This window comes from Shinella sp. GW821-FHT10F02 (assembly GCF_058809275.1).
The window spans coordinates 153,804-177,525 of record NZ_JBXASL010000005.1; the positions used below are offsets into that span (position 1 = coordinate 153,804).

The window sequence follows — 23,722 nt, forward strand, 5'->3', positions numbered from 1 at the left end:
CCAAGCAGAAAGGAATTCCCCTATGATCCAACGCTACCAGAAGGGCTCGCGCATGAGCCAGGCCGTCAGCTTCGGTGGGCTCGTCTATATTGCCGGCCAGGTCGCGGAAGACCGCAAGGCCGGCATCGAGGGCCAGACGGGCGACGTGCTCGGCAAGATCGACGCGCTCCTGAAGGAAGCCGGCACGGATCGCTCGAAGCTGCTTGCGGTCAATGTCTTCCTGCCGGCGATCGTCGATTTCGAGGCGATGAACGGCGTCTATGATGCCTGGATTGACCCGGAAAACCCGCCGGCACGGGCCTGCGTCGAGGCGCGGCTGGCGGACCCGGACCTGCGCGTCGAAATGACCGCCGTCGCCGCCCTCTGACTGGAGACGTAAATGCATAGCGGCATCGTCAATCCGATCGATTTTGCGCAGGATGGCCGGCAGGCCGGTCATCTTGCCATTCCCTATTCGGTCGACCGTTCGCCCTATTATCAGATCCGCATTCCGATCCTGCGCCTCAAGAACGGCGCAGGGCCGAGCCTGCTGCTGATGGCGGGCAACCATGGCGACGAGTATGAGGGCGAGCTCCAGCTCGGGCGGCTGATGCGCTTGCTCGATGTCGACAAGATCCACGGTGCGATCACCATCCTGCCGATGGCCAACCTGCCGGCGGTGATGGCGGCGAAACGCTGCTCGCCCTTCGACGGCGGCAATCTCAACCGGGCCTTTCCCGGCGATCCGGCCGGCACGCCGACGGCGCGGATGGCGCATTTCCTCGAACACACGCTTTTCCCGGCGCATGACGTGGTGCTCGACCTGCATTCGGGCGGCACGTCCATGGCGCACCTGCCCTGCACGCTGATCGAGCGGCAGGCGGATGCCGCGCGTTTCGAGCGCTCGGTTTCGCTGATGCGGGCGATGGGGGCCTCGCATGCCTTCATCGCGGATAACGGGCCGACGGCGCCGACCTCGATGGGCGCTGCCGGCCGGGCCGGCACGATCGGCCTTTCCGGCGAATTCGGCGGCGGCGGCACGGTGACGCCGGAGACCATGGCCTTCACGGCGGCGGCAATCGACCGGCTGTTGGTGGCGCTCGGCCTTGTCGAAGCGCCGGTTCTGTCGCGGGCTCCATTGCCGGCGCCGGCGGCGTTGCAACTGCTTTCGCTCTCCCGCCACAGCCAGGGCATCTATGCCGGCCGGCGCGGCTGGTTCGAGCCGGCGGTGGCGCTGGGGGCTGTGGTTTCGGCGGGCGATCTGGCCGGCTGGTATCACGATCTCGAACGGCTGGAGCAAGCGGAGGAGGCGCTGCACTTTGCCGAAGGCGGCATCGTCATCTCCCATCGCCTGCATTGCGACAGCCAGGCCGGCGATTGCCTGATCCAGGTCGCCGAGCCGATCATGGGTTGATTGCGTCGACGGCCTCCTTGACCCAGTCGAGACGTTTGGCCGGGATGAGCCCGTAATTGTAGAAATTCACGCCATCGGCGCCCGCGTCGACGGCGGCCTTGGCGCGTGCGGCGAGGATCGCCGGCTCGCCGACCTCGGGATAGAAGATGCGCAGGCCGAGCCCGAGGAATTTATCCGCACCGAGGGCGGCCCGGCCGGTGCGGATGACGTCGCCGACAGCCTCCGGCATCATGTCGTAGCAGCAGAGGATCGCGCCGTCGCAGAGTTTGCCCACGGCTTGAAGATCGACGCCGCCGAGCCAGCCGTCCTTGAGGTCGATCAGCACGATGCGGGTGGCGGGGTCGGCCGCCGCCTTGATCTCGCCGATCAGGCTCGTCACCGGCTCGCTGCGCCAGGCGAGGAAGGCGTGCAGGTCCGGGTGATCTCGGAAGGCGTCGATGCCGGCTTCGGGGAAATCCGGGAACTGTTTCTCCGGCACGGCGCGCTCGCAGAGTTCGGCGATGAAGCGGGCGACCGTCCTGCGGGCGCCTTCCACCGGCACGCCCGCCTTTTCGGCGCGCGCGGTGCAATGGTCGCAGAAGCAGAGCGACAGCAGAAAATCGTCCTCGGCATTGAGGCCGACGCCGTCCTTTTCGTGGTGATATTCGTGCGCGAAACCCATGAAATTCGGGCTTTCGAGTTCCAGCATGTCGGGTTTGTAACTGGTGGTGATGTCGCGCACGAGGGTGACGACATAGTCGCGTGCGGCCGGGCTCGACGGGCAGAGATTGTAATAGTTGGCATTGCCGAAGGCGTTTCGGGTGACGTGGTTCGGGTGCAGCATGCCGAGGCGGCTGTTGTGCAGGCAGACAGTCCAGCACGAGACCTTCAGGCCGTTTTTTTCGCGCGCTGCCGTCAGCGCCGCCAGCATATCGCCTCGTTCGGCGACGTTTTGCGCCATCAGCGGGCGGATGGTCTTGCCCTGCCAGAGCGTTTCGTCCGGGCGGAAATAGACCGTGCCGTCTTCCGGGAAATAGGCCTTTTGCGCCGGGCTGCGCGGCTGCAGGAAGCGGCCGGCGTGGTAGGAGGTCGCAAGGCTCACCGTGTTGAGGCCGGCGCGGCCGGAAAGCTCGGCGGCAAAGGCCTCCAGCCCCTGGTCCTGGATGTCCCAGGGGTAGGTCCACATGGAAAGATGCATGGCGGGCTCCTGTCGAATCTGTCCATTTTATAGAACATGTGTCCATAATAGTGTCCAGATGGATTTTCGGCGGCCTTGCATTGCTGAAAGAATCGGCGCGCCGCACCCCTCATGGCGGAGCCTTTCCCGGCGTCGCAAACAGGCGAGGGCCGGCCTCTTGGCATTTTCGACGCATTGGATGTCGCGAACCGGAGGGATTCCTTGCAAGAGGCGGCGTAGCTTCTCGTCATTGCAGGGGCTTGCGCTGGCGCGAGCGGCCTGAAATATGCGCCATGCCGCTTGTGCGGCCGCATGAGAAGGGGATCGCCGATGCTTGCCCCAGCATCGGCCGAACGCGAGATGGAACCGATGAAGAGCCATGTGCTGACCGTATCCTGCCAATCGACCCGCGGCATCGTCGCCGCGATCACCGGCTACCTCGCCGAGAAGGGGTGTTATATCTCCGACAGTTCGCAGTTCGACGACCTGGTGACGGGCCTGTTCTTCATGCGCCTCACCTTCCTGTCGCAGGAAGGCGTGTCGGAAGAGGAGATCAAGTCCGGTTTTGCCGCCGTCGGCAAGAAATTCGCGATGACCTACCGCTTCAACGACAGCGACGAGCGCATGAAGGTGCTGCTCATGGTGTCGCGCTTCGGCCATTGCCTGAACGACCTGCTCTACCGCTGGAAGATCGGCGCGCTGCCGATCGATATCGTCGGCGTCGTCTCCAACCACTTCGATTACCAGAAGGTCATCGTCAACCACGACATCCCCTTCCACCACATCAAGGTGACCAAGGAGAACAAGCCGCAGGCGGAAGCCCGCCTGATGGAAGTGGTCGAGCAGTCCGGTGCCGAACTGATCGTGCTCGCCCGCTACATGCAGGTGCTGTCGGATGCCGTCTGCAAGAAGATGTCGGGCCGCATCATCAACATCCACCACTCGTTCCTGCCGTCGTTCAAGGGTGCCAACCCCTACAAGCAGGCCTTCGAGCGCGGCGTGAAGCTGATCGGCGCCACGGCGCACTACGTCACCGAGGATCTCGACGAAGGTCCGATCATCGAGCAGGACGTCGCGCGCATCACGCATGCGCAGTCGGCGGAAGATTATGTCTCGATCGGCCGCGACGTGGAGAGCCAGGTTCTGGCGCGCGCGGTGCACGCCCATATCCACCACCGCGTGTTCATGAACGGCAACAAGACCATCGTCTTCCCGCCGAGCCCCGGCTCCTACGCTTCCGAGCGCATGGGGTGATATCCGCCTCCGCATGGCCGTCCTTCCGCGCATGGCGGGACGGCCCGCAGGGGTGCCCACCGGGTTCATAAAATATCCAGTCCGGAGAACCGCGCGAAAGCGTTGCCTCTGGGAATTGGAGTTTGGTGGCTTCGCTTTCGCGCGGCCCCAGGCGTTCTTCGGAGGTGGTCTCGCCTCCTTCAGGCGTGGTGAAAGCTTCGCTGCACACTGTCTTCGCATGCGCCTTGTCCGAAAACCGCTGACGCACTTTTCGGGGGCATGCGCCGGCAATGCTTGCATGGCGGACCCAAACCGACCCCGCGACCCGGGGAAGGGGGAAGCCTTTCACGCCACAGGGTGATTATCCCCACAGCGCGTCCCACGCCTCTTCCGCTTGCTGCCGCACGTACCGGCCATCCACGAAAGCGCCTCCTCCCGCCCGCATCGACACGTTACGCGATCCGTCCGGCGGCGGAAGGATGGTCAGGATAGGCGAGGTTTTGGGGATGGGGAAAATGGGGAGGGTAAATTTTTCGGAATGGTGCGGAGAACCCCCCTCTGGCCTGCCGGCCATCTCCCCCACAAGGGGGGAGATTGGATGGAGCAACGTCCCGCCCATCACAGAGGGTAGAGTTTGGGCGCTGTTCAGGCCTCTTGCCGATCTCCCCCCTTGTGGGGGAGATGCCCGGCAGGGCAGAGGGGGGTATCTACGCTGACTACAGCCCGAAGGCATCCTTGAACTGATACCACCAGGAACCGATGGTCGAATACTGGGCGCGGAACATGCGGCCGCCGGGGAAGGGGATCCACGGGAGCTTTTCGAACTGGCTGAAGCGGGAGAGGTCGCCGTCGATGGCTTCCGAGAGGATGCGGCCGAAGAGGTGGGAGCCGGTGACGCCGTGGCCGCTGTAGCCGTGGGCGAAATAGGTGTTCTTGCCGATCTTGCCCATCTGCGGCACGCGGGAGAAGGAGAGGGCGAAATTGCCGCTCCAGGCATAATCGATCTTCACGCCCTTCAGCGACGGGAAGACCTTTTCGAGGTTCGGGCGGATTTTTGCGCGCACGTCGGCGGGGTCGGTGCCGCCATAGACGGTGCCGCCGCCGAAGATCATGCGCTTGTCGGCCGACAGGCGGAAATAATCGAGGATGTAGCGCACGTCCTCGACGCACATGTCGGAGGGGATGAGCGCGTCGGCGCGATCGCCGAGCGGCTCGGTCGCGACCATCTGGGTGGAGACCGGCATGACGCGCGAGACGAGCTTCGGCACGACATGGCCGAGATAGGCATTGCCGCAGAGCACCGCGACATTGGCCGTCACGCTGCCCCTGGCCGTATGGATCACCGGCTTTTCGGCCTCGTGCTCGACGCGGGTGACGGGCGACTGTTCGTAGATCACGCCGCCGAGCGATTCCAGCGCCTTCGCCTCGCCGAGCGTGAGGTTGAGCGGGTGCATGTGGCCGCCGGTCGTGTCCAGCATGCCGCCGACATAGGCGTCGGTGTTGACGAGCTTGCGGATCGCCGCCTTGTCGAGCATCTGGTGGTCGTCCATGCCATAGCTCTTCCAGAGCGCCTTCTTGTGCTCCAGGTCCTTCATATGGGCGGGCGTATAGGCGGCGTAGATGTTGCCGACCTTCATGTCGCAATCGATGTCATATTGCGAGACGATGCGGCGGATGATCTTGCCGCCTTCCTGCACGAGACCGCCGACGAAGGCGCCGGCCTGGTCGCCGTAGCGCCGCTTGATGGTGTCGAGGCTGGCATTGAGGCCGTTGACGATCTGGCCGCCGTTGCGGCCCGACGCGCCCCAGCCGATGCCGGCACCTTCGACGACCACGACCTTGTAGCCCTTTTCGGTAAGGTGGATGGCGGTCGAGAGGCCGGAATAACCGGCGCCGAGCACGGCGACATCGGCGGTCACCGCGCCTTCGAGTACTTTCGGCGTGCGCACGATGTTGCGGGAGGCGGCGTAGTAGCTGTCGGGATAGGTGCCGTTGCCGGCATAGGATTCATTCGTGGCCATCAGACGATTTCCAGGTAGGCGCTGAATTCGAAGTCGGTCACCTGTTCGGCGAAACCGGCGATTTCCTGCCGCTTGCAGGCGATCAGCATGGAGCGGAGATCCGCGTCGAAGATTTCGGAGACGATCGAGCCGTTCTCGAAGGCGGTGACGGCGGAACCCCATTCCGAGGGGATACGCGGCAATTGCGAGAGATAGGCGCGGCCCGAGACCGGTGCCGGCGGCTCCCACTTGTTGCGGATGCCGACGAGGGCTGCACCCAGGATGCCGGCCATGACGAGATAGGGATTGGCGTCGGCGCCGGCGACGCGGTGCTCGATACGGCGCGCCTTGTTGCTGCCGCCGGGAATGCGGATGGCGGCGGTGCGGTTCTCGTAGCCCCAGGAGACGGAGGTCGGCGCGTGGGTGTCCGGGCGCAGGCGGCGGTAGGAGTTGAAATGCGGCGCGAAGAGCAGCGTCGATTCCGCCATGCCGCGCGTGAGCCCCGCGACGGCGTGTTTCATGATGTCGGAGCCTTCCGCGCTGCCGTCGTCGAAGACATTGTTGCCGTCGGCGTCGATCAGGCTGAAATGCATGTGCATGCCGGAGCCGGAGCGCATGCCGTAGGGTTTCGCCATGAAGGTGGCGGCAAAGCCGTGCTTGCGCGCGATGCCCTTGACGATGCGCTTGAAGAACAGCGCGTCGTCGGCGGCCTTCAACGGATCGTCGGAATGCATGAGATTGATTTCGAACTGGCCGATGCCGTTTTCGGCGACGGCCGAATCCGCCGGCACGTTCTGGCGCTCGCATTCCGCATAGACATCGGAGAAGAACTGGCCGAAATCGTCGAGCTCGTCGATCGACAGGATGGCGTCGGAATCCAGCCGCTTGCCGGTATAGGGCGAGATCGGCGGCTGCGCATGGTCGGGCTCGGCGTCGATCAGGTAGAATTCCATCTCGGAGGCGACGACGGGGCGAAGGCCGAGCTCGTGATATTGCCGGACGATGTTGGCGAGCGCCTGGCGCGGGTCGGCGAGGAAGGGCTCGCCGTTTTCCTTGAACAGCCAGAGCGGCACGACGGCGGACGGTTTCAGCGTCCAGCTGACCGGAAGAGCCCCGCGGCCGGTGGCGGCGCAGATGCCGTCCATGTCGCCCGAGGCGAAGACGTGGCTGGAGCCGACGATGTCCTCGCCCCAGACATCGACGCCGACGATGGACAGCGGCATGCGGATGCCGCCCTTCAGCACCTTTTCCGCCTGGCCGACGGGCACGCGCTTGCCGCGCAGGATGCCGTTCAGGTCGCAGACGACGGCTTGAATGCTCTCCACGCCGTCGGCGGTGATCAGCCAGTTGGATTCTTCGCTCGGGGTCATCGTTTTTTCCATATCACATAATTATTTTTGTGATCACATTTCGAAAATATGCACACTTTCTTGTCGTCGGTCAAGCTGCTAGAACCTGTTTCGAGGGATAGGATAACATCCGCAAGCCGGTGACAGGAGGGATGGATTGGGCAATTTGGCGCTTGAGCCGCTGGACCGGCCGGACGGCATGACGACGCATGAATATGCGCATCGTCGGCTTCGTCAGGCGATCATGGTGGGCTCGATCCGGCCGGGCGAATCGCTCACCATCCGCGGCATTGCAGAAGCCATGGAAAGCAGCCCGACGCCGGTGCGCGAGGCGCTGCGCCGGCTGAGCTCCGAAGGGGCGCTGCGGGTGCTCGACAACCGCCGCATCATGGTGCCGCGTATGACGGCGGACCGGTTCGGCGAGCTTGTTTCGCTGCGTTCCGTGCTGGAGCAGCATGCGGCGCGGCGCGCGGTGCCGCATATCACCGAGCGCCGCATCGACCGGCTGGCCGAGATCGACAAGGCGCAGGACGAGGCGATTAGGCGCAAGGACAATGCGACGGCGCTGCTGTTGAACCAGGAATTCCATCGCACGCTCTACAGCGCCAATCCCGAGCAGGTGATCATGCCGATGGTGGAGAGCATCTGGCTCCAGCTCGGCCCCTTCCTCGGCATCGCCATGGAACATGTGGCACAGCTCTATTTCGTCGATCGACATGTGGAAGCCATCGAGGCGCTGCGCAAGCGCGACGAGGATGCCGTGGCGGCGGCGATCAAGGCCGATATTTCCGAGGGCATCGGCGGCTTCGAGCGGGCGGCGATCGAGAACCTGCTGCGGCTTGCCGGGCAGTCGGTGACCTAGTCGACGGTCACGGCATCGCCACGGCTTATTCGGCCCGGGCCGACCACCTTCGCCAGAACCCCGAAACCGCCGCCGCCATGTTTGGCGATGGTGTGCAGGACATCCTTGTCGAAGGGGATGCCGGGCTGTCCGAGCGCCGTGAAGGCGCAGCGGGTGCAGGGTTCGGTGATTTCGACGGTCGCGTCGCCGATCCGCAGCGCTTTGCCGATCAGCCGTTGTTCGATGAAATCGATGTCGTTGTCGTCGGTTTGCACCAGGATGTTCGGGCGGAAGCGCCTGGTGTCGATGATCGCCGTCGGCAGCAGGGCTTGCAGGTGGGCCAGCGATGCGGTGGTGAGGATGTGCAGGTGGCCGCGGTCGTAGCGGGGTGCGGCGTCCGCCTCGCCGAAGGGCCGGAAGCGGACGGGAAAGCCGAGATGATCCGACGCCGTCTTGTCGGCGGGCGGCGAGGGGACGGGATGCCATGTCGTGCCGTCCTGGCTTATCTCGGGGCCATCGGCGCCCAAGCGGGATTGAAGGCCCGGGACGGGTCGCCAGCGCCGTTCGGTTTCCGGCGCGGCCACCGCGGCGCTGTCCGCGTCGAAGAGGCCCCATTGCCGGTCGCCGGCAATGCCGGTGTCGTCGAGCTCGGCGGTTTCCAGCCTTTCGCCCGTCAGCGAACTGACCGGGTAGCGCCAGAGTTCGCTTGCCGTGCCAAAGCGCATGCCGTGTCCTTTCGGGTCTCTCGTCGTGGCGCGAGGCTATCGCCCCGGCCGCCTGCGTCAAGGCGCTTTGCCGCAAGCAAGCGGCTTGCATCCCGCATTCGGGCCATGCAATGGATCAGGGACGTGAATGTGGACTAGGGGCAGCACATGAAGACGGATGTCATTGTTCTCGGCGCAGGCGTGATCGGCATTTCGACCGCGATCCATCTGGCACGGCGCGGCAAGTCGGTGGTGCTCGTCGATCGCCGCGGTGCCGCGGAAGAGACCTCCTACGGCAATGCCGGCCTGATCCAGCGCGAGGGCGTCTTCCCCTATGGTTTCCCGCACGATTTCGGCGCGCTGTTTCGTTATGCGCTGAACAATACGATCGATGCGCATTACCATCCGTCGGCCATTCCCGGCATCATTCCGTTCCTGGCGCGCTACTGGTGGCATTCCGGCTTCCGCCAGCACCAGAGCATCGCGCATCTCTATGCGCCGCTGATCGAGAACTCAATTTCCGAACATGCCGACCTGATCGCCGCGTCCGGTGCGGATGATCTCATCCGCAAGGACGGCTGGATGAAGGTGTTTCGCACGGAGAAGGCGCGTGACGCGGCCTATGCGGATGCGGAAAAGCTGTCCGCCAATTTCGGCGTCAACCACCAGAAGCTGACGACGGCGGAGGTGGCTGCGGCCGAACCCTCCATCCGCGCGGAGCTGACCGGCGGCCTGCGCTGGACCGATCCCTGGTCGATCCTTGATCCGCAGAGCCTGATGAAGCGCTACCTCGCCTATTTCCAGTCGCTCGGCGGCACGCTGCAGTCGGGTGACGCGGCGACGATCGAACATGTGCTGGAAGGCGAGGGCTGGCGCATCGCGACGCCCGAAGGCCCGCTCGAAGGCAGGGAGGTCGTGGTGGCGCTCGGCCCCTGGGCCGATACGGTGACGCGCAAGCTCGGCTATCGCTTCCCGCTCGCCGTCAAGCGCGGCTACCACATGCATTACGGGGCGGAAGAGGGCGCGCATCTCAACAACTGGGTGCTCGATGCCGAGCGCGGCTATTTCCTGGCCCCCATGCAGCGCGGCATTCGCCTCACCACCGGTGCCGAATTCGCCAAGCGCGATACGCGCAAGACGCCGGTGCAGTTGCGCCGGGCGGAAAAGGTGGCGCGCGAATTCTTCCCGCTCGCCGAGCGGCGCGACGAGGAGCCGTGGATGGGCTGCCGCCCCTGCACGCCGGACATGATGCCGATCATCGGCAAGGCGCCGCGCCATTCCGGCCTCTGGTTCGCCTTCGGCCACGCCCATCACGGCATGACGCTGGGGCCGATCACCGGCCGTGTGCTGGCGGAGAAGATGCTGGGCGAGCGCACGGTCATCAATATCGGTCCGTATCGGCCGGAGCGGTTCATCGCCTGACGGCAGTGATGTGAAGGCAAACTCACCCCCTCCGTCATCCTCGGGCTTGACCCGAGGATCCACGCGCCACGGCACGCCTTGAGTTTGTGGCATGGATCCTCGGGTCAAGCCCGAGGATGACGGAGGAGAGGTGGTGGGCCTCTGTTGGAGGTTTAGGCCTATGGCATTGCCTAACGCCGAATTCGCGTCGAAAGAATAATCGACGACAGCGTGCGTTCCACGCCTTCGATTTCGCCGATGCGGTCGATCAGGTGGTCGAGTTCGGCGATTGATGTGGCCTCGACGATTGCGATCAGGTCGAAGCTGCCGCTGACGGAGTGCAGCGTGCGCACGGCGGAGATGGCGTGCAGCTCGGTGGTGATGCGGGCGAGCGTTTTTGGCGCGATGGTGATGAGCACATGGGCTTTCACCATGCCGCTTTCGTAGGCGTCGGAGAGTTTGACGCCGTATCCGGCGATCACGCCGTCGCGCTCCAGCCGGTCGATCTTTGCCTGAACGGTCGTGCGCGACAGCCCGAGCTTGCGGGCGATGGTCGCGGTCTGCTCGCGGGCGTTTTCGCTGAGGATGGCGAGAAGCTCGCGATCCTTGGCGGCTAGCGTCGTTATGCTCATATCCGTCGTCATTCTGCCGATATCGATGATGTATTATGCCAGATATGGCGCTTTAAATCGACACCTCCCGCCGGCAAAATAAGCGCATCAATTCATGCCGGAGGGAAATCACATGAAGGACATCGTCGTCATCGGCGCAGGCAAGATCGGCTCGACCATCGCGCGCATGCTGGCTCACAGCGGGGATTACAGCGTCACCGTCGCAGACCGTTCGGACGAGCAGCTGGCCGCCGTCGAGCGCCACGCTGCTGTCTCCACCAAGGTCGTCGACATCGCCGACGCTGCCGCCATGAAGGACCTGCTGACCGGCAAGTTCGCCGTGCTTTCCGCCGCGCCGTACCACCTGACGGTCGCGATCGCCGAAGCGGCTGCCGCTGCCGGCGTGCACTATCTCGACCTCACGGAAGACGTCGAATCCACCCGCCAGGTCAAGCGTATCGCAGAGACCGCCAAGACCGCCTTCATTCCGCAGTGCGGCCTGGCCCCGGGCTTCATCTCCATCGTCGCCAACGACCTCGCCAGCCGCTTCGATTCGCTCGAAAGCGTGCGCATGCGCGTCGGCGCGCTGCCGCAGTACCCCTCCAATGCTCTGAACTACAACCTCACCTGGAGCACGGACGGCGTCATCAACGAATATATCGAGCCCTGCGAGGCGATCGTCGAAAGCGCGCTGATCGAGGTTCCGGCCCTCGAAGAGCGCGAAGAGTTCTCGCTCGACGGTGTCACCTATGAAGCCTTCAACACGTCGGGCGGCCTCGGCACGCTCTGCGAATCGCTGAAGGGCAAGGTGCGCACGCTGAACTATAAGACGATCCGCTATCCCGGCCACGCCGCCATCATGAAGGCGCTCTTGAACGACCTCGGCCTGCGCCATCGCCGCGAAGTGCTCAAGGACATCTTTGAAAACGCCCTGCCGACCACCACGCAGGACGTCGTCATCGTGTTCGTGACCGTCTCGGGCCGCAAGGGTGGTCGCCTGATCCAGGAAACCTATGCCAACAAGGTCTACAGCGCGCCGATCGCCGGCGTCCTGCATTCGGCCATCCAGATCACGACGGCCGGCTCGATCTGCGCCGTGCTCGACATGCTCGCCGACGGCACGCTGCGCGCGGAAGGTTTCGTTCGCCAGGAAGAAATTGCGCTTGAAGCCTTCCTCGCCAACCGTTTCGGCCACTACTACGCCCAGGAAAACCACGGCGCCCGCGCTGCCTGAGCCGAAAAGCCTCTTTCAGACGCCCCGGCATCGTCCGGGGCGTTTTTTCATCTGCGGCATACTCCGCGGGGAAGAGAGACGCCCGGCAAGGGCGCGAACCATAAAAATGGGGCCTCACAAGAGGCCCTTTTTCTTTTGCGGTCAGGCGACATTCGGCCGCCAGGCGATGACGCCTTCCGTCCGCGACCGGACGGCGGGTGTCGCGAGGCAAGTGGCCACGGCCTCGTAGCCGCGCGCGCCGGCATGGGGTACGACGAGGAAGGGCACGTCGTGGTTGGCCGGGCAGAACAGGATGCTTTCATCGGCCGTCATGTCGTCGAGATCGAGCATGGAGGACGACCGGGTGAGCAGAAACAGCGGCGGTCCGTCAAAACGCCGGTTGCGCAGATGAGATCGCACCGCCTCCTGCGTGGCCTGGTCCAGCCCCTGCTCGACCATGTCGATGACAAGCGTGGCAGTCTTGGCGGCCTCAAGGGTGACGAGCAGTGCCGTCAGGGCCGGTGAGACGGTCGCGCCTTCTTCGGCGAGCCAGAGGAGGATCGGCTCGAGCCGGGCTTTCAGCGCCGGATCGGCCTCAAGCCGCGCCATCGCGGCCGCGCAACCATCGTCCAGCCGATCGAGGCTGATGAAGGCGGCGTGCGGGATCGTTTCGGCCAGTGCGTGCGCCAGCCGGGTCTTGCCGCTTCCGAGCGGGCCGGTGATGTAGGTGATCGGCTTGGGGTGCGGGAGTTCGAAGCGCTCGCCGCCCCAGGGCCAGGGAAGATCCAGCGCAATCGTCGCCTTGGGCAGCAAGCCTGCGATCGTCATGGCGGGCGCTGTTCCGGCGGCAAGGCTCGCGCGCGTCGCCTGCACGGTCCTGACGGTTTCGGCGATCTGATGAAGCTGGCGTTCCAAATGGGCCTGATGCGTTGCAAGCGCCAGGTCGAGGCTGTCGGCATCGCCGGTGAGCGCCCGTTTGACCTGGGCGAGGCTGAGGCCAAGCTTGCGCAGAGTGGCGATTTCATCGGCCCGGGCCATTTCCTGGGGGCCGTAGGCGCGCCAGCCGGCGGCGGTGCGCGGCGTCGCAAGCAGTCCGTGGCGCTCGTAGAGCCGCAGGGCCTTTGCCGATATGCCGAGCCGTCTTGCCGCCTCGGACGGGTTCAGGTGGGGAGCGGAATTGCGCACGAATCACCTCGCTTGTCATGGACCGCCCTTCTATGGGGCCGGCCCCAGGGCCTGGGTCAAGGGATCGGGTCAAGCGGGATGGCTTGGCGCAAAGAAAAACCCGCCGCAGACGGGCTGCTGGCGGGTTTTTTGTGGCTCGCGGCTCAGGCGAGCTTTGCGCAGGCGTCCGCGATGCGCTTCAGCGCTTCCGTCAGTTCCGCTTCCGACGTGGCGTAGGAGATGCGGAAGAAGGGCGAGAGGCCGAAGGCGGAGCCGGGCACGACGGCGACGTGGGCATCTTCGAGGAGATAATCCGTGAAGTCGCTGTCGGTTTCGAGGCGCTTGCCGTTGGGGGTCGTCTTGCCGATCACGCCGGCGCAGCCGGAGAAGGTGTAGAAGGCACCTTCCGGGGTGCGGCAGGCGAGGCCGGGGATGGCGTTCAGCGCCGAGACGACGAGGTCGCGGCGGTGCTTGAAGCTCGCCTGGCGGTCCTTCAGAAAGTCCTGCGGGCCGTTGAGCGCTTCGACCGAAGCCGCCTGGCTGACGGAGGAGGGGCAGGAGGTCGCCTGGCTCTGGATCACCGCCATGGCCTTGATCAGCGCCTTCGGGCCGCCGGCATAGCCGATGCGCCAGCCGGTCATGGCATAGGCCTTCGAGACGCCGTTGATCGTCAGCGTGCGGCTTTTCAGGCGCGGCTCGATGGCGACGGGGGTGACGAACTGGAAGCCGTCATAGACGATGTGCTCGTACATGTCGTCGACCATCAGCCAGACATGCGGATGCCGGAGCAGCACGTCGAGCAGCGGGCGGTAGTCGGCCTCGCTGTAGGCGGCGCCCGAGGGGTTGGACGGCGAGTTCAGCAGCACCCAGCGGGTTTTCGGCGTGATCGCCTTTTCGAGCTGGTCGGCCTTCAGGCGGAAGCCGGCTTCTGCGTCGCAGGGGATCAGCACCGGCACGCCGCCGCAGATTTCCACGATGTCGGAATAGGAGGTCCAGTAGGGCGTCGGGATGATCACCTCGTCGCCCGGATTGATCGTCGCCATGAAGGCGTTGAACAGGATCTGCTTGGCGCCGGTCGCGACGGTAATTTCGTCGAGCGCGTAGTCGACGTTGTTTTCGCGCCGGAATTTTTCGGCGATCGCCTTCTTGAGGTCCGGCGTGCCGTCGAGCGCGGTGTATTTCGTCTCGCCGCGGTCGATGGCGGCCTTGGCGGCTTCCTTCACATTGTCCGGCGTGTCGAAATCGGGCTCGCCGGCGCCGAGGATGATGACCGGCAGGCCGTCCTTCTTCATGGCGCTCGCGCGGGCGCCGATCTGCAGGATCTTTGAGACGCCGATGGCGGCGATGCGCGAGGCGGGCTGGAAGCCCGCCTCCTCGATCTTGGTCTGGTTGTTCATATCGGCTTACTCGATATCGAAGGAGACGCCCTGGGCGAGCGGCAGGGCCTTTGAATAGTTCACGGTGTTGGTGGCGCGGCGCATATAGGCCTTCCAGGCGTCGGAGCCGGATTCGCGGCCGCCGCCGGTTTCCTTCTCGCCGCCGAAGGCGCCGCCGATTTCCGCGCCGGACGTGCCGATGTTGACGTTGGCGATGCCGCAATCCGAGCCGTCGACCGAGAGGAAGCGCTCGGCTTCCTGGACGTTCAGCGTGAAGATCGACGAGGAGAGGCCGGCGGCGACCGCGTTATGGTCTTCCAGCGCCTTGTCGAAGTCGGAATATTTCATAACGTAGAGGATCGGCGCGAAGGTCTCTTCGAGAACCGGGCCGGCCTGCTTCGGCATTTCGACGATGGCGGGCTTGACGTAATAGGCCGTTTCCTTGCCGGCCTCGGTGACGCGCTCACCGCCGGTAACGGCGCCGCCTTCGGCCTTGGCGGCTGCGAGAGCCTTCTGCATGCCGTCGAAGGCTTGGCGGTCGACCAGCGGGCCGACGAGGGCCGAGGTTTCCAGCGGGTTGCCGACGGAAACGCTGGTATAGGCCTTCTTCAGGCGCGGCACGAGCTGGTCGTAGACGCTGTCATGCACGAAGAGGCGGCGCAGCGTCGTGCAGCGCTGGCCGGCGGTGCCCATGGCGCCGAAGGCAATGGCGCGCAGCGCCATGTCGAGATCGGCGGAGGGGCAGACGATGCCGGCATTGTTGCCGCCGAGTTCGAGGATCGAGCGGGCGAAACGCTTTGCGAGACGCGGGCCGACTTCCTTGCCCATGCGGGTGGAGCCGGTGGCCGAGACGAGCGCGACCCTGGTGTGATCGACGAGGACTTCGCCGATGGCGCGGTCGCCGATGAGGACCTGGGACAGGTTTGCCGGGGCTTCGCCGAAGCGGGTTAGCGCACGCTCGAAGATCGCCTGCGATGCAAGCGCGGTGAGCGGGGTCTTTTCAGAGGGCTTCCAGACGGTGGAATTGCCGGCGACCAGCGCCAGCGCCGTGTTCCACGACCAGACGGCGACCGGGAAGTTGAAGGCCGAGATGATGCCGACGACGCCGAGCGGATGCCAGGTTTCCATCATGCGGTGGCCGGGGCGCTCGGTGGCGATCGTCAGGCCGTAGAGCTGGCGGGAGAGGCCGACGGCGAAATCGCAGATGTCGATCATTTCCTGCACTTCGCCGAGGCCTTCGGACGTGATCTTGCCGGCTTCGATGGAAACGAGGCGGCCGAGATCGGCCTTGGCGGCGCGCAGCTCTTCGCCGAGCAGGCGCACGAGCTCGCCGCGCTTGGGGGCGGGCACGAGGCGCCATTCCTTGAAGGCGTCATGGGCAGCTTCGATCGCCTTGGCGGCGTCAGCGGCCGAGACGGTCTTCAGCCTGGCGATCTCCTCGCCGGTGACCGGGCTGTAGGAGGCCATGTCGCCGCCTTCCCAGGCGCTGCGCGGCACGCCGAGCTTGTCGAGAAGGGCTGCGGTTTCCTGTTTCACGTCGACTTTCGTCATGGGTATTCTCCCTGGTGTCTTATTAAAAGGTCATGGCGCCGAGGAGGCCCGGCGAGGTGATGGTCTTCAGCCCGGCCGCCAGCTTGCGCAGGTCGTCCGGGGTGTATTTGTCGTAAAAGGCCTGGTTCTTGCGGCCGATGGCGTGTTCCGCGCTGAAGCTGCCGCCGAATTGTTCGACCGCGACGGTGAAGACCCAGTCGCGCAGGTCCATCTCGAAATCGGGATCGGCCAGCCGCGGATCGTCCTTGACCACGACCAGGTTGAAGTGCACGCCGCCATCGCCGATATGGCCGAAATCGCAGATCGTCACGCCCTCGAAGTGATCCGGCATGTCCGCCTTCATATGGGCAAGGAAGGGCATTATGTCACCCCGGCGGAAGGACAGATCGAAGGCGATCAATCGCCCGCTATGTTTCACGCCTTCCGACAGCGCGTGGCGGAGCGCCCAGATCTCGTGCGGCGGGCCGACGAAGGCATCGGCGAGCGGCGCGTCCTCGCGCTCCCAGATGGCGGCGAGCACCTCTTCCAGCACGGCATCGAGCGGCTGCTCGCCTTCGCGCGGCGGCGTGGAGCGGGAGATTTCGGCGAGGATCACGAAATCCGGCACGATGCCGCCCTGGAAGGGGTTGCGCAGCGAGGGTACATGATCGAGCGCGGCGCGCACCGCATTGCCGGACATGCCCTCGAAGGCGGAGAGGTAGCTGCCGAGCGCGTCTTCCATGGCGACGAGCAGGGTCGCGACCTGTTCGTCCGAGGCGGGAACGAGGAGGGCGGTCGCGGACTGTTTTGGCGCGGGCTCCAGGTTCAGCACGCATTCGCTGATGATGCCGAAGGCGCCGGAGGTGCCGATGAAAAGCTGCTTCCAGTCGACGCCGGTATTGTTCTTGCGCAGGCCGGAAGAGAGGTCGAGCACAGTGCCGGCCTCGTCGGCGAGCACCACGGTGAGGCCCAGCGTGTTGCGGCGCACGTCGCCGTAGCGCAGGAACCGCGAGCCTCCGGTGTTCGTCGCGATCATGCCGCCGAGGCGGGGATCGGCGCCGAGATCGATGGGGAAGAACAGGCCGCTTTCTTCCAGCTTGCCGTTGAGGTCGGAGAGGCGCAGGCCCGCGCCGGCCTTGACCGTGCGGTTCACCCGGTCGAGCGCGAAGGGGGCGGTGAGGCGGTCGAGGCTCAGCACGCCCTGGCCGCCGCTCGCATCCGGCGTGGAGCCGGAGACGAGGCCGGTATTGCCGGATTGCGGGATGAGGGCGATGCCGTTTTTCACGCAATAGGAAACCGTGGCGGAGGCTTCCTCCGTCGAGGCAGGGCGGGCGACGAAGGCGGCGCGGCCCTTGTCGTAGCGCGCGCCGGTCTCATAGGCAGCCATGTCGCCGGGCGCGGTGAGAAGACCCTTTTCGCCGAGCAGGCTTTTCAGCGTTTCTATATGGCGTGCCTCGACCATGGCTTGTCCCCTATTCCGCAGCGGCCGCCATGTTGACGATGCCGAGGCACATTTCAAGCGAGGCGCGCTGGATGCCGGCATAGTGGGCGAATTCGTCGAGCACCGTCGCGCCGAGGTCCCGTTCGAACATCACCTGGTTGGGGCTTGCGACGAAATCCTGCGCCGCGTCGTCGCCGAGGTTCGACTGGAAGATGCCTGCGGCGCTGACCGGCAGGAAGTCTTCGTAGACGATCGGGTCAAAGCGGATGAGGCCGGCTTCGATGGCGGTTTCGAGATCGGCCTTGCGGCCGGAGACGCTTTTGCCCTTTTCGGTCAGCGAGTAGCTGAAATAGCCGAGACCGGCCTTGCGGATGCCGTCCCAATCGTCCGGGAAGCCCTTGAAGACTTCGGCAAGGGCGGCCTCGTATTCGGCGGCGTTGGAGCCATCGGCGGCCGGGCGCACGCGGGCACGGGTGTCGTTGAGCAGTTTGTCGTAGAGGGCGCGGCCCTTCGGCGTCAGCGCCACGCCGCGCTGCTCGATCTCGCCGAAGCGGGCCGTGTGCGAACCCTTCTGCCAGCTGCCGTCGGCGCCGATGAAGGAGACGGCCTCTTCCAGCGCCTTGAACGAGGTCTGGCGCAGCAGGATCGGGCATGTGCGGGTGGGCGGGCCTTCGACGATGGCCTTCGGCGCGATGCCCTCTTCCGGCATGCGGGCCTGCACCTTGTCGATATCGAGCGTGCGCGGCGTCAGGTGGTTGATATGCGGGCCTTTGAAGGAGACGACGTCGGCGATGAGGCGGTGCGCATCGTGCAGGCGCTTGTACATGTCGGTGCTGACGATGGCGTGGTCGTGCCAGCGGAAGGTTTCGAGCACTTCGCTCACAAGGCGGGCGGCATCGGCGGCATTGAGGCCACCGTCATGCTCCGCCTTTTCGACGAGGGCTACGGCTTCGTCGGTGAAGATTTTTCGCGCTGCAAGCACCTCGGCGGCCTCATGGCGCAGGGCTTCGTCGGCGATGAGATCGAGACGGAGCAGCGAGGTGAAGACGCGGAACGGGTTGCGGCTCAGGCTTTCCGCGCCGACCGGGCGGAAGGCGGTGGAGTGGACGGGAACGCCGGCGGTCGAGAGATCATAATAGCCGACCGGGTACATGCCCATGACGGCGAAGACGCGGCGCATCATCGACAGCTCTTCGCGCGTGCCGAGGCGGATGGCGCCGTGGCGCTCTTCGGAGATGCGGTCGAGAGAATCGGTCGCTTCCAGGCGATCCTTCAGATGGGGATCGGCGGCGAGCGTTTCCGCGTTCACCTTGGCGACGAGGGACATCAGCGTGCCATAGGCCGGAACCTCGTCCCGGTACATGGCGGACATGGCGGCGGAGAAATCCGAGCGGATCTTATCAGCGGAAACGTGCGAATTTGCTTTCATGGGAAGCGGTCTCATCTGTTTAACGCAATTCCGGACGGAAAACCGTTTCACACTTTTCCTGGAATTGCTTTACAAGGGGGGAGGCCCTGTTCATTCTCAAAACGGATCATACCGGATCGTTTCCTTGAGCGATTGCGACCGTTCTGACTATGTTGATGCGAGGAAAGAATGAAGCTCAGTCGAAGGCTGATCCCGGACGTCACCACGCTGCAGGCGTTCGAATGCGCCGCGCGCCATGGCAGCTTCACGCAGGCCGCGCACGAGCTGAACCTCACCCAGAGTGCCGTCAGCCGGCAGATCAAGGACCTGGAGGAACAGCTCGGCGTGCTGCTGTTCGAGCGCGTGCGCCAGCGCGTCGTGCTGTCGGAGGACGGGCGACGCTTCCTGCCCGAGGTGCGCAAGCTGCTGCACCAGACGGAAGAGACCATGCTGCGCGCCATGGCATCCGCCTCCTCCGAGCACAGCCTCTCCATCGCGACGCTGCCGACCTTCGGCAGCCGCTGGCTGACGCCGCGCATTCCGGCCTTCCTCGCCCAGCATCCGGGCACGATCGTCAATATCGCCTCGCGCTCCGCGCCGTTCGATTTCGACGAGGAGAATTTCGATCTGGCGATCCATTACGGCCAGCCGGTCTGGGCGCGGGCGGCCTGTTCCTATCTGTGCAGCGAGGTCATCCTGCCGGCGGCGAGCCCCAAGCTTCTGGAATCCTGGGTCCTTTCCGAGCCGAAGGACCTGGAGACCGCGCCGCTGCTGCATCTCGCCACACGGCCGAAATTGTGGGCGCAGTGGTTCGAGCTGAATGGTGGTGCATCGGACACGGCCTATCGCGGCCACCGTTTCGACCAGTTCGCCATGGTCATCGAATCGGCCGTCGCAGGCCTCGGCTTCGCGCTGCTGCCGCGCTACCTCATCGAGCAGGAACTGGCGAGTGGCCGGCTCGCGGTGGTCTTCGACCGGCCGATGGAGACGCAGAACAGCTATTACCTCGTGCTGCCGGAGGGAAAACTGGAAAACCCGCTGAGCCAGGCTTTTCGCGCGTGGATTGCCAAGGAAGTTCCCTGAGCAGGGGTGTCATGCGGACGGGGCATGACCCCGTTCGCAATTTTTGCTTTAGTCCCGGTGCCGCATCGCCGATGGTGCGGCCAGAAAATTCTCCTCCGGAAAAGACAGACGCCCATGCTCAACGACCCGCGCTCCCATGGCCTTTGGGAGATGACCGCTCCGCCCGCACCCGAAACCGTGGCCTTTTCCGGAACGGTGGAGGCGGATGTGGTGATCGTCGGCGGCGGTTACACCGGCTTTTCGACGGCGCTGCACCTGGCGGAGCGCGGCACGCGGGTCGTGCTGCTCGAAGGAGCGGAGATCGGTTATGGCGGCTCGGGGCGCAATGTCGGCCTCGTGAATGCCGGCATGTGGGTGATGCCGGACGAACTGCCGGGCGTGCTGGGCGAGCTGCATGGCGGCCGGCTGCTGGAGCTTCTCGGCAATGCGCCGCGCGCGGTGTTCGACCTCGTCGAGAAACACGGGATCGACTGCGAGATCAACCCGGTCGGCACGCTGCATTGCGCGGTCGGCCAGTCCGGCCTCGACGAACTGAAGCAGCGCGCCGAACAATGGGCGCGGCGCGGTGCGCCGGTGCGGCTGCTCGATGCGGCCGAGACGGCGGTGAAGGTCGGCACGGATGCCTATGCGGGCTCGCTGCTCGACCTGCGCGCCGGCACGATCCAGCCGCTCGCCTATGCGCGCGGCCTGGCGCGGGCGGCGATTGCGGCCGGGGCGCAGGTCTTTACGGCAAGCCCGGTGACGGGCGCGGAGCGGACGGGCAAGCGCTGGACGGTGAACACCGCGCGCGGCTCGGTGACAGCGGACTGGGTGGTCGTCGCCACCAATGCCTATACGGTGGCGCCGTGGAACGAGGTGCGCGCCGAGCTGCTGCACCTGCCCTATTTCAACTTCGCCACCGTGCCGCTTTCGGCCGAGATGCAGGCGAAGATTTTGCCGGAAAAGCAGGGGGCGTGGGATACGAAGGAAATCCTCTCCTCCTTCCGCTTCGACAAGCGCGGCCGGCTGGTGTTCGGCAGTGTGGGCGCGCTGCGCGGCACCGGCACGGGCATCCACAAGGCCTGGGCGCGGCGCGCGTTGAAAAAGCTGTTTCCGGAGATCGGCGACATTGCCTTCGAGGCGGAATGGTACGGCAAGATCGGCATGACCGCCGACAACCTGCCGCGCTTCCACCGCCTTGCCGAAAACGTCATCGGCTTTTCCGGCTATAACGGCCGCGGCATCGCGCCTGGCACCGTCTTCGGCCGCACGCTGGCGGAACTGGTTTCCGGCGAGATCGCGGAAAAGGACCTGCCCCTGCCGGTGAGCGAACCGGAGGCGCAGTCCTTCCGATCGGTGCGCGAAGGCTATTACGAGCTCGGCGCGCAGATCGCCCATTTTGCCGGGGCGCGGATCTAAGATTTGCCTGCCATGAAAAAACGCCCGGTCGAAGCCGGGCGTTTTTGTTTGTCATCCATAGTTGGCGATCGAGCGCGCCCCACCCACGTCGTCATCCTCGGGCTTGACCCGAGGATCCATGTGGCACCGCGGCGTGGATCCTCGGGTCAAGCCCGAGGATGACGGAGGAGAGGGTGTGCGACGCCCGCCTCGTGCCGAGCGTTTTTGTCTCAGTGCTTGCCGGGCAGGCGTGGCAGCAGGATCGTCAGGATGCCGAGCAGCGGCATGTAGGAGCAGATCTTGTAGATGAAGTTGATGCCGTGCGTATCGGCGAAGCCGCCGAGCACGGCGGCACCGAGGCCGCCCGCGCCGAAGGCGAAGCCGAAGAAGATGCCGGCGATCATGCCGACGCGGCCCGGCACCAGCTCCTGCGCGAAGACGACGATGGCGGAGAAGGCCGAGGAGAAGATCAGGCCGATCAGCACCGTCAGCACGCCCGTCCAGAACAGGTTCGCATAGGGCAGCAGCAGCGCAAAGGGGATGACGCCGAGGATCGAGAACCAGATGACGAAGCGCGTACCGAAGCGGTCGCCGATCGGGCCGCCCATGAAGACGCCGACGGCGGACGCACCGAGGAAGAGGAACAGCATGAGCTGCGCATCGCGCACGCCGAGGCCGAAATTCTCGATCGTGTAGAAGGTAAAGTAGCTCGAAAGGCTGGAGAGATAGACGTTCTTCGTCGTCGTCAGCAGCACCAGCACGGCGAAGGCCCACATGACGCGGCCGCGCGCCAGCGGCAGCTCACGGCTGACGGCCGGGCGGCCGGCGGCAAGCCGGCGTTCGCCGGCATACCAGTTGCCGACCCAGGTGAGCAGGACCATGCCGACCAGCGCCACGGCCGAGAACCAGGCGACGCTCGTCTGGCCGAAGGGCAGCACGATGAAGGCGGCGAGCAGCGGGCCGATCGCCGTGCCGGCATTGCCGCCGACCTGGAACATCGACTGCGCCAGACCGTGGCGGCCGCCCGAGGCAAGGCGCGCGACGCGCGAGGATTCCGGATGGAAGATCGCCGAGCCGAGGCCGATCAGGCAGGCGCCGAAGACCAGCATGGGGAAGGAATGCGCATAGGCGAGCAGGATGAGGCCGACGAAGGTGCTGCCCATGCCGACGGGCAGCGAGAAGGGCATCGGCCAGCGATCCGTGACGATGCCGACGGCCGGCTGCAGCAGCGAAGCCGTGACCTGGAAGGCCATGGTGAGCAGGCCGATCTGCACGAAGTCGAGCGCGTAGTTTTCTTTCAGGAGCGGATAGAGCGACGTCAGCAGCGACTGCATGATGTCGTTCAGCATGTGGCAGACGCTGACGGCGACGATGATGGAATAGGTGGTGCTGGCAGCGGCCCGGGGCGCTGCGGGAACGACAGTGGACATAATGGCCTCGAATAATCCGCCCGGTATGGCGACTTTTGCCGCTCTCATACAAGGATTGCCTGCGGCCTGCTTTTGTGCTGAGGTCCATTTCTTACGCGAGTGGGCCAAAGATGGAAAAACTGACCCAGGAGCGCCTGCGGGCGCTCGACGACGATCACATCCGCACGCATTCGCAGATGGAACAGTCCAACGAGGACGTTCTCATCCGCAGTTCGGAGATTCCGGGCGGGTATGTCGTGCCGCCGCACCGCCACCGGCGCACGCAGTTTCTCTGCGTCTTTGCCGGCGTCGTGCTGGTCGGCACGGAGCGCGGCCGCTGGATGATCCCGCCCGGCCATGCGCTGCTCATCCCGCGCGGGCTCGAACATTCCGTCGAGATGTACAGCGATGTCAGCATGCGCTCGGTCTATATCTATTCGCCGGAAGGGCTGGCGGCGTCGCTGGAGCCGGCCGTGCTGGAGGTGACGGACCTTGCGCGCCAGCTGATCACCGAGGCGGTGCGGCAGGGGCCGGTTCCCGAAGAGCGCGGGCGGGCGGAGCTGGTGATGGCGCTGCTGCTCGACGAGATCGGCCGCCTGCCGGAACGCCGGCTCGGCCTGCCCTTTCCGGCAAGCGGGCGGCTGGCCGAGCTTTGCCGCGATTTCGTCGAGCAGCCGTCGCCGACGGCGAAGATCGACGACTGGGCAAAACACCTCAACATGAGCCGGCGCACCTTCACGCGGTTCTTTCGCGAGGAGATGGGCGTCAGCTTCGTCACCTGGCGGCAACAGGCCTGTCTGTTCGCCTGCCTGCCGCGGCTTGCGGCCGGCGAGCCGGTGACGCGCGTGGCACTCGATACGGGTTATGAAAGCGTGCCGGCCTTCACCACCATGTTCAAGCGCATGCTGGGCGCTTCGCCCCGCGCCTATCTCACGAGCCGTGCAGCGGCTTAGGTCTCAAAAAGACCGGCAAAGGACGCGTTTCGGGGACTGTTTTCCGCCGGCTTTTGGGATTAGGAAGGGGTGCGGGACCC

At 65.2% G+C, this 23,722-nt stretch carries 20 protein-coding genes; 9 read left to right on the forward strand and 11 right to left on the reverse strand.

The window, feature by feature from the left end; translation table 11 throughout:
- Positions 1-22 precede the first annotated feature (22 nt).
- A complete protein-coding gene (locus AC1RWL_RS16945; protein WP_256120517.1) occupies positions 23-367 on the forward strand; it encodes a RidA family protein in 345 nt (114 codons plus the stop codon).
- 12 nt (positions 368-379) lie between these two features.
- A complete protein-coding gene (locus AC1RWL_RS16950; protein ID WP_493095530.1) occupies positions 380-1,393 on the forward strand; it encodes a succinylglutamate desuccinylase/aspartoacylase family protein in 1,014 nt (337 codons plus the stop codon).
- Here the strand turns inward: AC1RWL_RS16950 and AC1RWL_RS16955 are convergent.
- A complete protein-coding gene (locus AC1RWL_RS16955; protein WP_493095529.1) occupies positions 1,383-2,570 on the reverse strand; it encodes a hypothetical protein in 1,188 nt (395 codons plus the stop codon). The two genes, AC1RWL_RS16950 and AC1RWL_RS16955, sit on opposite strands and share 11 nt — an antisense overlap.
- A 348-nt stretch (positions 2,571-2,918) precedes the next feature.
- On the opposite strand from AC1RWL_RS16955, the gene purU reads away from it, so the two are divergent.
- Positions 2,919-3,803: a formyltetrahydrofolate deformylase gene (purU, locus tag AC1RWL_RS16960; RefSeq protein ID WP_492648819.1), complete on the forward strand. Its 885-nt coding sequence runs from the start codon at positions 2,919-2,921 to the stop codon at positions 3,801-3,803.
- Between the two features lie 695 nt (positions 3,804-4,498).
- Here purU and AC1RWL_RS16965 read toward each other — a convergent pair.
- Together AC1RWL_RS16965 and AC1RWL_RS16970 are read right to left on the reverse strand one after the other, a co-directional pair.
- On the reverse strand, positions 4,499-5,803 hold the full coding sequence (locus AC1RWL_RS16965) for an NAD(P)/FAD-dependent oxidoreductase (RefSeq protein ID WP_493095528.1): 1,305 nt from the start codon (positions 5,801-5,803) through the stop codon (positions 4,499-4,501).
- Positions 5,803-7,152, reverse strand: coding sequence for a glutamine synthetase family protein (locus AC1RWL_RS16970; RefSeq protein ID WP_256119574.1), 1,350 nt, complete (start codon positions 7,150-7,152; stop codon positions 5,803-5,805). Before AC1RWL_RS16970 ends, AC1RWL_RS16965 begins: the two co-directional genes overlap by 1 nt.
- A 178-nt stretch (positions 7,153-7,330) precedes the next feature.
- Here AC1RWL_RS16970 and AC1RWL_RS16975 point away from each other — a divergent pair, with 178 nt between their 5' ends.
- Positions 7,331-7,993, forward strand: coding sequence for a GntR family transcriptional regulator (locus AC1RWL_RS16975; protein ID WP_256119583.1), 663 nt, complete (start codon positions 7,331-7,333; stop codon positions 7,991-7,993).
- Here the strand turns inward: AC1RWL_RS16975 and AC1RWL_RS16980 are convergent.
- Positions 7,990-8,697 carry an MOSC domain-containing protein gene (locus AC1RWL_RS16980; protein WP_493095527.1) on the reverse strand — a complete coding sequence of 236 codons (708 nt, stop codon included), beginning with the start codon at positions 8,695-8,697 and terminating at the stop codon, positions 7,990-7,992. The two genes, AC1RWL_RS16975 and AC1RWL_RS16980, sit on opposite strands and share 4 nt — an antisense overlap.
- A 147-nt stretch (positions 8,698-8,844) precedes the next feature.
- Between AC1RWL_RS16980 and AC1RWL_RS16985 the strand changes: the two genes are divergently transcribed.
- A complete protein-coding gene (locus AC1RWL_RS16985) occupies positions 8,845-10,098 on the forward strand; it encodes an NAD(P)/FAD-dependent oxidoreductase (protein WP_493095526.1) in 1,254 nt (417 codons plus the stop codon).
- Positions 10,099-10,268: 170 nt separating this feature from the next.
- Here AC1RWL_RS16985 and AC1RWL_RS16990 read toward each other — a convergent pair whose 3' ends face one another.
- On the reverse strand, positions 10,269-10,709 hold the full coding sequence (locus AC1RWL_RS16990; RefSeq protein WP_256119571.1) for an Lrp/AsnC family transcriptional regulator: 441 nt from the start codon (positions 10,707-10,709) through the stop codon (positions 10,269-10,271).
- A gap of 112 nt (positions 10,710-10,821) precedes the next feature.
- Between AC1RWL_RS16990 and AC1RWL_RS16995 the strand changes: the two genes are divergently transcribed.
- A complete protein-coding gene (locus AC1RWL_RS16995; protein WP_256119570.1) occupies positions 10,822-11,922 on the forward strand; it encodes a saccharopine dehydrogenase family protein in 1,101 nt (366 codons plus the stop codon).
- A gap of 141 nt (positions 11,923-12,063) precedes the next feature.
- On the opposite strand, the gene AC1RWL_RS17000 is transcribed toward AC1RWL_RS16995, so the two are convergent.
- The 5 genes from AC1RWL_RS17000 to hglS form a co-directional block, all read right to left on the reverse strand.
- Positions 12,064-13,086 (reverse strand): MerR family transcriptional regulator, encoded by a 1,023-nt coding sequence (locus tag AC1RWL_RS17000; RefSeq protein ID WP_493095525.1) that lies wholly within the window; start codon positions 13,084-13,086, stop codon positions 12,064-12,066.
- Between the two features lie 143 nt (positions 13,087-13,229).
- Complete coding sequence (locus AC1RWL_RS17005) at positions 13,230-14,462, reverse strand: pyridoxal phosphate-dependent aminotransferase (protein WP_493095524.1); 1,233 nt, start codon at positions 14,460-14,462, stop codon at positions 13,230-13,232.
- 6 nt (positions 14,463-14,468) lie between these two features.
- A complete protein-coding gene (amaB, locus tag AC1RWL_RS17010; RefSeq protein ID WP_493095523.1) occupies positions 14,469-15,992 on the reverse strand; it encodes an L-piperidine-6-carboxylate dehydrogenase in 1,524 nt (507 codons plus the stop codon).
- Positions 15,993-16,014: 22 nt separating this feature from the next.
- Positions 16,015-17,433 carry an FAD-binding oxidoreductase gene (locus tag AC1RWL_RS17015; protein WP_493095522.1) on the reverse strand — a complete coding sequence of 473 codons (1,419 nt, stop codon included), beginning with the start codon at positions 17,431-17,433 and terminating at the stop codon, positions 16,015-16,017.
- A 10-nt stretch (positions 17,434-17,443) separates the two neighbouring features.
- Positions 17,444-18,841, reverse strand: a complete 1,398-nt coding sequence (hglS, locus tag AC1RWL_RS17020; protein ID WP_493095521.1) for a 2-oxoadipate dioxygenase/decarboxylase HglS — start codon at positions 18,839-18,841, stop codon at positions 17,444-17,446.
- 168 nt (positions 18,842-19,009) lie between these two features.
- Between hglS and AC1RWL_RS17025 the strand changes: the two genes are divergently transcribed.
- Both AC1RWL_RS17025 and AC1RWL_RS17030 read left to right on the forward strand, forming a co-directional pair.
- Entirely contained in the window at positions 19,010-19,903 is an 894-nt protein-coding gene (locus AC1RWL_RS17025) for a LysR family transcriptional regulator (RefSeq protein ID WP_493095520.1), read from the forward strand.
- Positions 19,904-20,017: 114 nt separating this feature from the next.
- Entirely contained in the window at positions 20,018-21,301 is a 1,284-nt protein-coding gene (locus AC1RWL_RS17030; protein WP_493095519.1) for an NAD(P)/FAD-dependent oxidoreductase, read from the forward strand.
- A gap of 209 nt (positions 21,302-21,510) precedes the next feature.
- Here AC1RWL_RS17030 and AC1RWL_RS17035 read toward each other — a convergent pair whose 3' ends face one another.
- Positions 21,511-22,710: an MFS transporter gene (locus tag AC1RWL_RS17035; protein ID WP_256119562.1), complete on the reverse strand. Its 1,200-nt coding sequence runs from the start codon at positions 22,708-22,710 to the stop codon at positions 21,511-21,513.
- Between the two features lie 110 nt (positions 22,711-22,820).
- Between AC1RWL_RS17035 and AC1RWL_RS17040 the strand changes: the two genes are divergently transcribed.
- Positions 22,821-23,642, forward strand: coding sequence for an AraC family transcriptional regulator (locus AC1RWL_RS17040; RefSeq protein WP_439626380.1), 822 nt, complete (start codon positions 22,821-22,823; stop codon positions 23,640-23,642).
- Positions 23,643-23,722: the final 80 nt, after the last annotated feature.